General features: G+C 63.4%; 13 protein-coding genes. All 13 read right to left on the reverse strand.

Annotated elements, in window-relative coordinates:
• Positions 1 to 79: 79 nt before the first annotated feature.
• Positions 80 to 424 (reverse strand): hypothetical protein, encoded by a 345-nt coding sequence (locus tag N8H22_RS01640; protein ID WP_264588882.1) that lies wholly within the window; start codon positions 422 to 424, stop codon positions 80 to 82.
• Positions 425 to 658: 234 nt separating this feature from the next.
• Positions 659 to 1,630: a lipoyl synthase gene (lipA, locus tag N8H22_RS01645; protein WP_264588883.1), complete on the reverse strand. Its 972-nt coding sequence runs from the start codon at positions 1,628 to 1,630 to the stop codon at positions 659 to 661.
• Positions 1,627 to 2,283: a lipoyl(octanoyl) transferase LipB gene (gene lipB / locus N8H22_RS01650; protein WP_264588884.1), complete on the reverse strand. Its 657-nt coding sequence runs from the start codon at positions 2,281 to 2,283 to the stop codon at positions 1,627 to 1,629. The genes lipA and lipB overlap by 4 nt, the downstream gene beginning before the upstream one ends.
• A complete protein-coding gene (locus N8H22_RS01655; protein WP_264588885.1) occupies positions 2,283 to 2,567 on the reverse strand; it encodes a DUF493 domain-containing protein in 285 nt (94 codons plus the stop codon). The genes lipB and N8H22_RS01655 overlap by 1 nt, the downstream gene beginning before the upstream one ends.
• A 66-nt stretch (positions 2,568 to 2,633) precedes the next feature.
• Positions 2,634 to 3,791: a D-alanyl-D-alanine carboxypeptidase family protein gene (locus tag N8H22_RS01660; protein ID WP_264588886.1), complete on the reverse strand. Its 1,158-nt coding sequence runs from the start codon at positions 3,789 to 3,791 to the stop codon at positions 2,634 to 2,636.
• 54 nt (positions 3,792 to 3,845) lie between these two features.
• Positions 3,846 to 4,835: a septal ring lytic transglycosylase RlpA family protein gene (locus N8H22_RS01665; RefSeq protein ID WP_264588887.1), complete on the reverse strand. Its 990-nt coding sequence runs from the start codon at positions 4,833 to 4,835 to the stop codon at positions 3,846 to 3,848.
• The gene (gene mltB, locus N8H22_RS01670; RefSeq protein ID WP_264588888.1) at positions 4,832 to 5,812 is read right to left on the reverse strand and encodes a lytic murein transglycosylase B; all 981 of its coding nucleotides are present in this window, start codon (positions 5,810 to 5,812) and stop codon (positions 4,832 to 4,834) included. The genes N8H22_RS01665 and mltB overlap by 4 nt, the downstream gene beginning before the upstream one ends.
• 47 nt (positions 5,813 to 5,859) lie before the next feature.
• Positions 5,860 to 7,005 carry a rod shape-determining protein RodA gene (rodA, locus tag N8H22_RS01675; RefSeq protein ID WP_264588889.1) on the reverse strand — a complete coding sequence of 382 codons (1,146 nt, stop codon included), beginning with the start codon at positions 7,003 to 7,005 and terminating at the stop codon, positions 5,860 to 5,862.
• Positions 7,002 to 8,894 carry a penicillin-binding protein 2 gene (gene mrdA, locus N8H22_RS01680; RefSeq protein WP_264588890.1) on the reverse strand — a complete coding sequence of 631 codons (1,893 nt, stop codon included), beginning with the start codon at positions 8,892 to 8,894 and terminating at the stop codon, positions 7,002 to 7,004. Before mrdA ends, rodA begins: the two co-directional genes overlap by 4 nt.
• 15 nt (positions 8,895 to 8,909) lie before the next feature.
• A complete protein-coding gene (gene rlmH / locus N8H22_RS01685; RefSeq protein ID WP_264588891.1) occupies positions 8,910 to 9,377 on the reverse strand; it encodes a 23S rRNA (pseudouridine(1915)-N(3))-methyltransferase RlmH in 468 nt (155 codons plus the stop codon).
• A 3-nt stretch (positions 9,378 to 9,380) separates the two neighbouring features.
• A complete protein-coding gene (rsfS, locus tag N8H22_RS01690; protein ID WP_264588892.1) occupies positions 9,381 to 9,740 on the reverse strand; it encodes a ribosome silencing factor in 360 nt (119 codons plus the stop codon).
• Between the two features lie 15 nt (positions 9,741 to 9,755).
• Positions 9,756 to 10,400 (reverse strand): nicotinate-nucleotide adenylyltransferase, encoded by a 645-nt coding sequence (nadD, locus tag N8H22_RS01695; RefSeq protein WP_264588893.1) that lies wholly within the window; start codon positions 10,398 to 10,400, stop codon positions 9,756 to 9,758.
• Positions 10,393 to 11,661, reverse strand: coding sequence for a glutamate-5-semialdehyde dehydrogenase (locus tag N8H22_RS01700; protein WP_264589324.1), 1,269 nt, complete (start codon positions 11,659 to 11,661; stop codon positions 10,393 to 10,395). Before N8H22_RS01700 ends, nadD begins: the two co-directional genes overlap by 8 nt.
• Between the last annotated feature and the right edge of the window lie 34 nt (positions 11,662 to 11,695).

Consider the following 11,695-nt stretch of genomic DNA (forward strand, 5'->3'; position numbering starts at 1 on the left):
GACATCCGACATGCACAAAAAAGCCCTGCCATTGGCAGGGCTTTTTACTGCTTGACCAGCGCGGCTGGCTGCCAGCCGCTCAATGTTTGACGGCAACCTCGTACAGGTAGTCCGGCAGAGGATCGACCACGATCTGCTGGCCCTTGTAGTGAGCCTGCACAGCCTCGCGCGCGACCACTCCATGCGGAACACGCTCGTCACCACCGAGCCGCTGGCGGGCGCGATAGTCGATTACACAGCCGTCCGCCTCGACCCAGAAATGCGGCGACAGCACCTTACCGTCCAGCTCCACTTCCCCCAGCATCGCCCGATAGGGAATGTGCTGTCGCGCCAGACGCGTCACCACTAGGCGACTCATGGCGTCGCACTCGACCTTCGCGGCGTCCAGATCATCGAGCAGGTTCTTCAACTGGGGTTGGTTCATGTGCAGTGGCCCTCGGCCTTGTGATGTCAGACGCGCGCTACTATAGACGAAGGTCTAATGCGGTGAAATGCCGCAATTTTCTTGCCAACCACAACGCCGATTGCAGATACGGACACGACGAAACCGCTCGCGATGACAGCGAGCGGTTTAAGGAAGGGAGTTAAACGATGGAGACGCAGCGGTGGGGCAGTGCCACATGCGTTCGGCCCTGTGTCCCGGGCCGAACGCTAGTCGCTATTCCTTGGCGGCGTGGGCTTGCTGATCGGCGTGGTACGAAGAGCGCACCAGCGGGCCGGAGGCAATGTTCTTGAAGCCCATCTTCATACCTTCGTCGGCAAACCAGGCGAAGGTGTCGGGATGGACGAACCGCTGGACCGGCAGGTGATTGCGCGACGGTTGCAGGTACTGGCCGAGGGTCAGCATATCGATATCATGCTCGCGCATGCGCTGCATTACCTCGATGACCTCCTCGTCGGTCTCGCCAAGCCCAAGCATAAGCCCCGACTTGGTCGGTACGCCCGGCACGCGCTTCTTGAAGTTTTCCAGCAGATCCAGCGACCACTCGAAATCCGAACCAGGGCGGGAAGACTTGTACAACCGCGGGACGGTTTCCAGGTTGTGATTGAACACATCTGGCGGCTCGCTGGCGGTGATGTCGAGGGCGATCTCCATGCGCCCGCGATAATCCGGCACCAGCGTTTCCAACTGGATGTTCGGCGACAGCTTGCGAATCTCGCGCAGACAGTCGGCGAAATGCTGGGCGCCACCGTCACGCAGATCGTCACGGTCCACGGAGGTGATCACCACGTACTTGAGCCGCATGTCGGCGATGGCCTGTGCCAGATTCTTCGGTTCGTCAGGATCCAGCGCATTGGGTCGACCATGGCCGACATCGCAGAACGGGCAACGTCGCGTACAGATGTCGCCCATGATCATGAAGGTCGCGGTGCCGCTGGAGAAGCACTCGCCCAGGTTAGGGCAGGAGGCCTCCTCGCAGACGCTATGCAGCTTGTGCTTGCGCAAGGTCTGCTTGATCTGGTCAACCTCCGGCGAAACCGGAATACGCACACGGATCCAGTCAGGCTTCTTCGGCAGCTCATCGGTGGGGATGATCTTCACCGGAATCCGCGCGACCTTTTCGGCGCCACGCAGCTTGACCCCGGCCTCAACCTTGGCCGGACGCTTGCCCGTTTCAACACTACTCATATGCTTTCGATTCCGCCCGCGAGGGTCTTCTGTTGCGCGTATCCAAGGTGCTGGGCCAGCTGAGCCCGTAACCGACCAAGCACTTCAGAGAAGTCCACCGGTCCGATCAGGTCACGCAACTGAGTCATCGCCAGCCCCGCATAGCCGCAGGGATTGATGCGCCGGAAAGGTTCGAGGTCCATGTCCACGTTCAGCGCCAGGCCGTGGAAGGAGCGGCCATTGCGGATGCGCAAGCCAAGTGAGGCAATCTTCGCGTTATCGACGTATACGCCTGGCGCATCAGGCTTGGCCTGTGCGGCGATGCCGTAGCTGGCGAGCAAGTCTATAAGGCTCTGCTCGATATGACTGACCAATGCGCGCACACCAAGTCCGCGGCGGCGCACATCGATCAGCAGGTAGCAGACCAACTGGCCCGGGCCGTGATAGGTCACCTGGCCACCGCGGTCGACCTGCACCACCGGGATATCGCCTGGGAACAACACGTGCTCGGCCTTGCCGGCCTGCCCCTGGGTGAATACCGGGGGATGCTGCAGCAGCCAGATCTGGTCGGCTGTCTCCGCATCACGCTGGTTGGTGAAGCGCTGCATGGCCTGCCAGGCCGTCTGGTAGTCGACCAGCCCCAGCTCACGTACGCCGAGGGCTTCGCTGCTCATCACAGCACCATGTGGACGCGGCCGGTCGCACGCAGATCGACGTGGATCGCCTGCAACTGCTCGACACCGGTGGCGGTGATCAGTACCTGTACGGAAAGGAAGCGCCCGTTGCGGCTATCGCGCATCACCAGCGTAGCCTCGTCGAAATCGGGCGCGTGACGCTGGATCACTTCGATCACCGTCTCTCGGAAGCCCTCGCCTGCATCGCCGATCACCTTGATCGGGTAACGCTCGCAGGGGAACTCGATTTTCGGCGCGGTTACTTCATTTTTACTATCGGTCATAGCGTGACGGACTCGTGATCCGCAGGCACGCCAGCGCGGGATGAGCCCTGGCGTGCCGAAGCGTGGTCAGTTAAACAGGCTGAAGAAGAACAGGCGAATGCTATCCCAAAGACGGCGGAACAGCCCACCCTCTTCCACCGCTTCCAGTGCGACAAGATCGGTGCTGTGCAGCACTTCCTCGCCGAGTTTGACGTCGACCTTGCCGATGACCTGGCCTTGCGCGATCGGAGCGACCAGCGTGTCGCTGAAGCTCATGCTCGCCTCGAGCTTGTCCAGCTGACCGCGCGGTAGCGTCAGCGTCAGGTCCTCGGCCAGGCCCGCCTTGACCTGACGCTGCTCACCCTTCCATACCTGCTGCTGCGCCAGCTCGACGCCTTTCTGATAGAAAGTGCGGGTCTCAAAGAAGCGGAAGCCGTAGGTCAGCAGCTTCTGCGTTTCAGCGGCACGCGCCTGCTCGCTATCGGTGCCAAACACCACGGAGATCAAGCGCATGCCATCGCGTACCGCGGAGGCCACCAGGCAGTAGCCAGCCTCTTCAGTGTGTCCGGTCTTCAGGCCGTCGACCGTCTTGTCGCGCCAAAGCAGCAGGTTGCGGTTGGGCTGCTTGATGTTGTTCCAGAAGAACTCTTTCTGCGCGTAGATGGCGTAATGCGCGGGGTCTTGGTAAATGATCGCGCGGGCCAGCTTGGCCATGTCGTTGGCGGAAGAATAATGGTCCGGATCCGGCAGACCGGTGGCGTTCATGAAATGCGTGTTGCTCATGCCCAGGCGCTGCGCAGTGGCATTCATCAGATCGGCAAAGGCCTCTTCGCTGCCGGCGATGTGCTCAGCCATGGCGACGCTGGCGTCATTGCCGGACTGGATGATGATGCCGTGCAACAGGTCGTCCACCGAAACCTGGGTGTTGACCTGAATAAACATCCGCGAGCCGCCGGTGCGCCAGGCCTTCTCGCTGACAGTCACCATGTCGCTGTCGCTGATCTGGCCCTTCTGGATTTCCAGCGTCGCGATGTAGGCGGTCATCAGTTTGGTCAGGCTGGCGGGCGGCAGGCGCTCGTCGCTGTTGTTCTCCACCAGCACCTTGCCGCTGGCAGCGTCCATCAACATGTAGGACTTCGCCGCCAGCTGCGGCGGCGACGGAATTACAGGAGCAGCCCAGACCGCCGGAGCGATCGTCAGCAGTGCGAGAACAATGAAGCGAGGCATGAGGGTGGTGATGTTCATCCGTTTCTCAAATTGGGTTCAGTAAAACAAAGGTTGTGCAGCGACGTGAGGAACTCAGTCGGCCCGCACGCGACGGGGCTGCCCCAGGTTGGCCAGGCGAACGCTCTGCTCCAGCTGGGTCGCCTCGTCCGCGGTCTTGATGGGGCCAAGGCGGACCCGATGCAGAGTCTGTTGATTGTGCACCACCGAGCTGATGAACACTGGCGCAGACACTAGGCCACTCAACTTGTCCTTGAGCAGTTCGGCCGCATCCGGATTGGCAAAGGCGCCGACCTGAAGGAACAAACCGGACGCCAGCTCGGCGCGCCCTGAGCGTTCGAGCTCGACTGGCACCACCGCCGCGGCATGCTGCTGCGGTGGCGGCGTGTATTGCTCGATGGGCTGAGCCTGCGGCCGGGCTGCAGACTGCACTGCTGTAACGGTCGGCGCCTGCGCCATGACCATCGGTGCCGGTCGGCCCTGCTTGGCCCACCACTCCTGGGGATCGATACCCTCCACCTTTACCCGCGCGGTCCCGGTTTCGGCATAGCCGAGCTTCTTCGCTGCAGCGAACGACAGATCGATGATGCGATCGGAATAGAACGGCCCGCGATCATTGACCCGCAAGGTCACGCTCTTACCGTTATCCAGATTGGTGACCTTGACATAGCTGGGCAGCGGCAGGGTCTTGTGCGCCGCACTCATGCCATACAGGTCGTACTTCTCGCCATTGGCAGTCGGCTGGCCGTGAAACTTGGTGCCGTACCAGGAGGCGATGCCGGTAGCGGAGTAGCGGCGGCCATCGCTGATCGGGAAATACGTCTTGCCCAGGACCGTATAGGGGTTGGCCTTGACCGGACCATAGTGCGGCATCGGCGTCGCGTCGGGGATCTGCGATACATCGACGTCCCACCAAGGCGCGCCATCCTTGTGCGGGCGTGCGAAGTCGCCAGGACCACTGATGCCGGTCGGGGCGGACGACGACTGCGCTGGCGGTTTTGCCGAACAGCCGACGAGCAGCGCAGCGGCAATTGTCAGGGTCAGGAGCGCAGGCGAACGCGTCATAACTGTTGTCCTCGCGCCGCAGCCAGCTGCTCGGACAGCTGATGCACCGCCATGGCGTACATCACGCTGCGGTTATAGCGGGTGATGACGTAGAAGTTCGGCAGCCCCAGCCAGTACTCGTCACCCTCGGCGCCTTCCAGACGGAAGGCGGTGACGGCGGTATCCTCGGCGACTGGCGACTCGACGCTCCAGCCCAGTTCGCGCAACTCGGCCACGGTCTTCACCGGATCGAGGCCAGGGCTAAGCCCTTCAGCTGCGCGCTCGCCGGCAATCTCGGCGCGCGCAACCACCGGCTCGCCGTTGGCCCAGCCGTGCTGCTTGAAGTAGCTCGCCGCACTGCCGATCGCATCCACCGGGTTGTTCCAGATGTCGATGCGACCGTCATCATCAAAGTCCACCGCGTAGGCGCGGAAGCTGCTCGGCATGAACTGCGGCAGACCCATCGCCCCTGCGTAGGACCCCTTGAGCGTCAACGGATCCACCTGTTCCTCGCGCGCCAGCAAGAGGAACTCCTTGAGCTGCTGGCGAAAGAACGGCTGGCGTGGGGGGTAATCGAAACCCAGCGTCGACAGCGCATCGATGACTCGGTAGCTACCAGTGTTGCGCCCATAGAAGGTTTCCACGCCGATGATCGCGACGATCACCTGCGCCGGCACGCCATAGACCTGCTCGGCGCGCGCCAGCGCCTCCTCGTTCTGCCGCCAGAAATCCACACCCTGGGCGATGCGCGAGTCAGTGATGAAGATCGGCCGATATTCCTTCCACGGCTTGACCCGCTCGGCCGGACGCGAAATTGCATCGAGAATCGCCTGCTTGCGTTCGGCCTGGGCGAACAGCTCAAGCAGCTGCTCACCGGCAAATCCGTAGTCACGCGTCATCTCGGCGACGAACTCGTCCACGTTCGGCCCCTGGTAATCGGCTGCGATGGCGATCTGCGCACCGCCGAGGGTACCCAGCAATCCCACCGTGCAAAGCATCCGCGCCTTCCAGCCACGCCGTAATGAAGTCAAGAAATACGCTCTCATCAAACTTGCGCGATCCACTTGCGATGGGTGTGGATCGACATCAAAACCCCGAACCCTGACAACAGGGTCACCAATGAAGTTCCGCCGTAACTAATGAAGGGCAATGGCACACCCACTACCGGCAGCAATCCGCTGACCATGCCGATATTGACGAAAACATAGACGAAGAAGGTCATCGTCAGCGCACCGGCCAGCAGTTTGCCGAACAAGGTCTGCGCCTGTACGGTGATCACCAGCCCACGCGCGATCAACAGCAGGTACACGAGCAGCAGCAGACAGACGCCGACCATGCCGAACTCCTCGGCGAGGACCGCAATGATAAAGTCCGTATGACTTTCCGGCAAAAAATCCAGATGGGACTGCGTGCCCATCAGCCAACCCTTGCCGAACACGCCGCCCGAGCCGATCGCGGCCTTCGACTGAATGATGTTCCAGCCGGTGCCCAGCGGATCGCTTTCCGGGTCAAGGAAGGTCAGCACCCGCTGTTTCTGATAGTCGTGCAGCACGAAGTACCACATGGCCACGGCGATCGGCACCAGCGCCGCCGCCGCGCCCATGATCCAGCTCCAGCGCAGGCCGGCGATGAACAGCACGAATGCGCCTGAGGCGAGAATCAGCAACGAGGTCCCCAGGTCGGGCTGCTTGAGGATCAGCGTGAACGGCACCAGGATCAGCGCAAGGCTGATCAGCGTGTGCTTGAAGCGCGGAGGTAGCGGCCGTGCCGAAAGATACCAGGCGATCGTCATCGGCATGATGATCTTCATGAATTCCGAGGGTTGGAAGCGGATCACCCCAGGGATGTTGATCCAGCGGGTCGCGCCCATCGCGGTGTGGCCGACGAACTCCACCGCCAGCAGCAGCCCCACCACCGCGAGATAACCCAGCGGCACCCAGCGCGCCATGAAGCGCGGTTCCAGCTGGGCGATCACCAGCATCGCCCCCAGGCCAAGACCGAACGATGTGGATTGCTTGATCAGCAGGTCCCAGTTCTTGCCACTGGCCGAATAGAGAATGAACAGACTGCCGGCAGCCAGCAGCAGCAACAGCAACATCAGCAATGCATCGATGTGCATGCGTTGCAGCAGGCTGGCGCGACGCCGCATGACATCCTCGCGGGACAGGGTACGGTCGAAGCTGCCGTTCATGGTGTCTTGCCTTCCATGCCGGGCAGCGCGGCAAATTCGGCCTTCAGCTCACCGTCTTCGCCCAGCAGCCAGGCATCCATAACCTGCTTGGCCACCGGTGCCGCGACGCCGGAACCCGACTCGCCGTTCTCGACCATCACCGCCACGGCGATCTGCGGGTTCTGTACCGGGGCGAACGCAACGAACAGCGCATGGTCGCGATGCCGTTCGTTGAGTTTGCCGCTGTCGTATCGTTCACCCTGCTTGATCGCCACCACCTGTGCGGTGCCGCTCTTGCCGGCGATCCGATAGGCCGCACTGTCGCCGACCTTCTTCGCCGTGCCGCGCGCGCCATGCAGGACCTGCTCCATACCGTGGATCGAATAGTCCCAGAACTTCGGATCGCGCAGCTCGATGTCCGGTAGCGGATTCGGATCGACCGGCGGCTCGTCCCCGATGCGCTTGGCCAGATGCGGACGAACCCACTTGCCGCGCGTCGCCATCAGCGCGGTGGCCTGCGCGAGTTGTAGCGGCGTGGCCTGCATGTAGCCCTGACCGATACCCAGAATGACGGTTTCGCCGGGATACCAGGCCTGGCGATAACGCGCTCGCTTCCATTCCCGCGAGGGCATCAGTCCGGCGGTCTCCTCGTACATGTCGAGCGCCACGCGCTGACCGAGGCCAAAACGCGTCATGTAGCTGTGCATGCGATCGACGCCCAGCTTATGCGCCATGTCGTAAAAGTAGGTGTCGTTCGAGCGCATGATCGCGAGCTCCAGATCCACCGGACCGTCGCCACCGCGGTTCCAGTTGCGATACTTGTGCTTGACGTTGGGCAGCTGATAGTAGCCCGGGTCGTACACCCGGCTGGTCGGCGTGATGACACCGGCATCCAGCCCGGCGATCGCCATCATCGGTTTGATCGTCGAACCGGGCGGATACAGGCCGCGCAGCACGCGGTTGTACAGCGGCCGGTCGATGGAGTCGCGCAGCTCGCCATAGGCCTTGAAGCTGATCCCGGTGACGAACAGGTTGGGATCGAAGCTCGGCTGGCTGACCATCGCGACGACTTCACCGCTGTCCGGCAGCAGCGCCACGATCGCTCCGCGACGGCCGGCGAGCGCGGCTTCGGCGGCCTCCTGCAGCTTGAGGTCAAGGGTCAGTGTCAGGTCCTTACCGGGGATCGGATCGGTACGCTTGAGCACGCGCAACACACGGCCGCGTGCGTTGGTCTCGACCTCCTCGTAGCCGACCTGGCCATGCAGCACGTCCTCGTAGAACTTCTCGATGCCAGTCTTGCCCATGTGGTGGGTGCCGCTGTAGTTCACCGGATCGAGCGTCTGCAGTTCCTTCTCGTTGATCCGCCCGACATAGCCGACCGAATGGGCGAAGTGCGGGCCCTGAGGGTAGTGGCGCACCAGCTGCGCCGACACCTCGATGCCGGGCAGACGGAACTGGTTCACCGCGATGCGCGCGATCTGCTCTTCCGTCAGCTCGTACATGATCGGCACCGGCTCGAACGGCCGGCGTCCCTGCAGCACGCGCTTCTCGAACAGTTCGCGCTCCTCGGCCGGCAGCTGCAACACCTCGACCACCCGGTCGAGCACGCCGCGCCAGTCCTGCCCGGCGCGCTCACGGGTGACCGTCAGGCTGAAACTCGGGCGGTTGTCGGCGATCACCCGGCCGTTGCGATCGAAGATCAGTCCGCGGTTGGGCGGGATCGGCTGCACATGCACGCGGTTGTTTTCCGACAGCGTCGAATGGTGCTCGAACTGCACCACCTGCAGGTAGTACATGCGCGCCACCAGCACACCGATCAGCAACACCACCACGACAATGCCGACCAGCGCGCGACTGCGCACCAGCAGGGCATCCTTTTCGTGGTCCTTGAGGGGGATCGGTTGCGGCATGGATCGGTCGTCGGACTACTTGTGATAGGGGTGGCCGGACAGCAGCGTCCAGGCACGATAGATCTGCTCGCCCACCAGAATCCGCACCAGCGGATGCGGCAGTGTCAGCGGCGATAGCGACCAGCGCTGCTCGCTGCGCGCACACACCTCCGGCGCCAGCCCTTCCGGGCCGCCGACCATGAGGTTGACGTTGCGCGCATCCAGCCGCCAGCGCTCCAGCTCCGTCGCCAGCTGCTCGGTGCTCCACGGCTTGCCGTGCACCTCCAGCGTGACGATGCGCTCGCCCGGTTGCACCTTGGCCTGCATCGCCTCGCCTTCCTGGCGAATCAAGCGCGCGACGTCGGCATTCTTGCCACGCGTGTTTAGCGGAATCTCCACCAGGTCGAGCGGCAATTCGGACGGCAGGCGCTTGGCATATTCCTGCCAGCCGTCTTCCACCCAGCGCGGCATCTTCGAACCGACCGCGACCAGCTTGATCCGCACCTCTTACTCCGGGTCGTGGCTGTGCTGCGCGCGGCTCTGTTCGGCGCCCTGCCAGAGACGCTCGAGATCGTAGAACTGCCGGGTTGGCACCTGCATGACATGCACCACCACGTCACCGAGGTCGAGCAGCGCCCACTCGCCGCCCTCCAGGCCTTCGCTGCCCAACGGGCGCACGCCCTGCTCCTTGACCTTCTCCAGCACGTTGTCGGCCAGCGACTTGACGTGACGGCTCGAGGTGCCGCTGGCGATCACCATGTAATCGGTGACGCTGGTCTTGCCACGCACATCGATGGTGACGATGTCCTGGGCCTTCAGATCTTCCAGTGCGGCAATCGCCAGCTGGACCAAAGCTTCATTATGCATAACGTGAAAACAACCTCAGTTCGACGCCCGGTAGAGTCCGTGCGCGTTGATATAAGCCAGTACGGCGTCGGGCACCAGAAAACGCACCGACTTGCCGCTGGCCAGCAATTGACGAATCTGCGTCGCAGACACCTCCAGCGGTGTCTGCCAGACGAAGGCGATCTGTCCGGCCCCGCCGGCAAGCGCCTGCGGGTCGGGAACGCTGCGTGCAGCCACCAGATCCTGCAGCACCTGCGGCGCCTCGCTGCCGGCATCCGGCCGCTGCATGACGAGGATATGGCAATAATCGAGCAGCTCTTCCCAGCGATGCCAGGTCGGCAGCCCGCAGAAGGCGTCCCAACCCACCAGCAGCAGCAGCTGATCGGTCGGCGCCAGCTCGGCACGCAGCGAAATCAGCGTGTCGATGGTGTAGGACGGTTTCTCCCGCTCCAGCTCGCGAGCATCCACCAGCAGCGGCGGCAGGTCCTGTACGGCGAGACGCACCATGGCCAGACGATCCTGCGCCGAGCAGCTCGGCGTATCGCGATGCGGCGGGCGCGCGTTGGGAATCAACCGCAGCTCATCGAGCCCGAACATCTCGGCGACTTCCAGCGCTCCGCGCAGGTGACCGATATGCACCGGATCGAAGGTACCGCCGAGCAGGCCAATGCGTTTAGGCATTCTGACCGCGCAACTGGCCGTCGCCGACGACCACGTACTTCTCGCAGGTCAGGCCCTCGAGGCCGACCGGACCACGGGCATGCAGCTTGTCGGTGGAGATACCGATCTCCGCGCCCAGACCGTACTCGAAGCCATCAGCGAAACAGGTCGGCGCATTCAGCATCACCGAACTGGAGTCCACCTCGGCGAGGAAGCGGCGCGCCGCGCCCTGATGCTCGGTAACGATCGCATCGGTGTGATGCGAGCCGTAGTGATTGATGTGTTCGATCGCCTGGTCCAGCCCGTCCACCACCCGGATCGACAGGATCGCCGCCAGGTATTCGGCATGCCAATCCTCTTCGGTCGCCGGCTGCGTCTCGATCAGCGCGCGGGTCCGCTCGCAGCCGCGCAGCTCGACGCCCTTGTCGCGCAGGCGTGCAGCCATCGCCGGCAGGAAGTCGGCGGCCACGTGCTGGTCGACCAGCAGCGTCTCCATCGCCCCGCAGATGCCGTAGCGATAGGTCTTGGCGTTGAAGGCGATGTCCTGGGCCTTGGCCAGGTCGGCATCGGCCGCGACATAAACGTGGCAGATGCCGTCCAGATGCTTGATCACCGGCACGCGTGCATCCCGGCTGATGCGCTCGATCAGACCCTTGCCGCCTCGCGGCACGATCACATCGACGAACTCCGGCATGCTGATCAGCGCACCCACGGCAGCGCGATCGGTGGTTTCGACCACCTGCACACAGGCCGCCGGCAGCCCCGCCTCGGCCAGTCCCTGCTGGATGCAGGCGGCGATGGCGCGGTTGGAATGGATCGCCTCCGAACCGCCGCGCAGGATGGTCGCATTGCCCGACTTCAGGCACAGACTCGCCGCATCGATGGTCACGTTCGGCCGCGATTCGTAGATGATGCCGATCACCCCCAGCGGCACCCGCATCCGGCCGACCTGGATACCCGACGGCATGTAGCGCATGTCACGGATCGCGCCAACCGGGTCGGGCAGTGCGGCGACCTGGCGCAACCCCTCGATCATGCCGTCGATCCGGGCCGGGCTCAGCGCCAGGCGGTCGAGCAGCGCGGCATCCAGGCCATTGGCCCGCCCCGCGGCGAGGTCCTGCTCGTTGGCGGCGACCAGTTCGCTGCGCGCGGCATCCAGCGCGCAGGCGGCGGCCTGCAGGGCACGGTTCTTCTGCGCGGTGCTGGCGCGTGCGAGGACTCTTGAGGCATCGCGCGCGGCGCGCCCCAGGCGGGTCATGTAATCGAGCACGGACTCGGTCATGGTCTTGCTGGCCTGACGAAAGGGAAAGCGGCTG

It is taken from the genome of Stutzerimonas sp. S1, assembly GCF_025966695.1.
Taxonomy (GTDB): domain Bacteria; phylum Pseudomonadota; class Gammaproteobacteria; order Pseudomonadales; family Pseudomonadaceae; genus Stutzerimonas.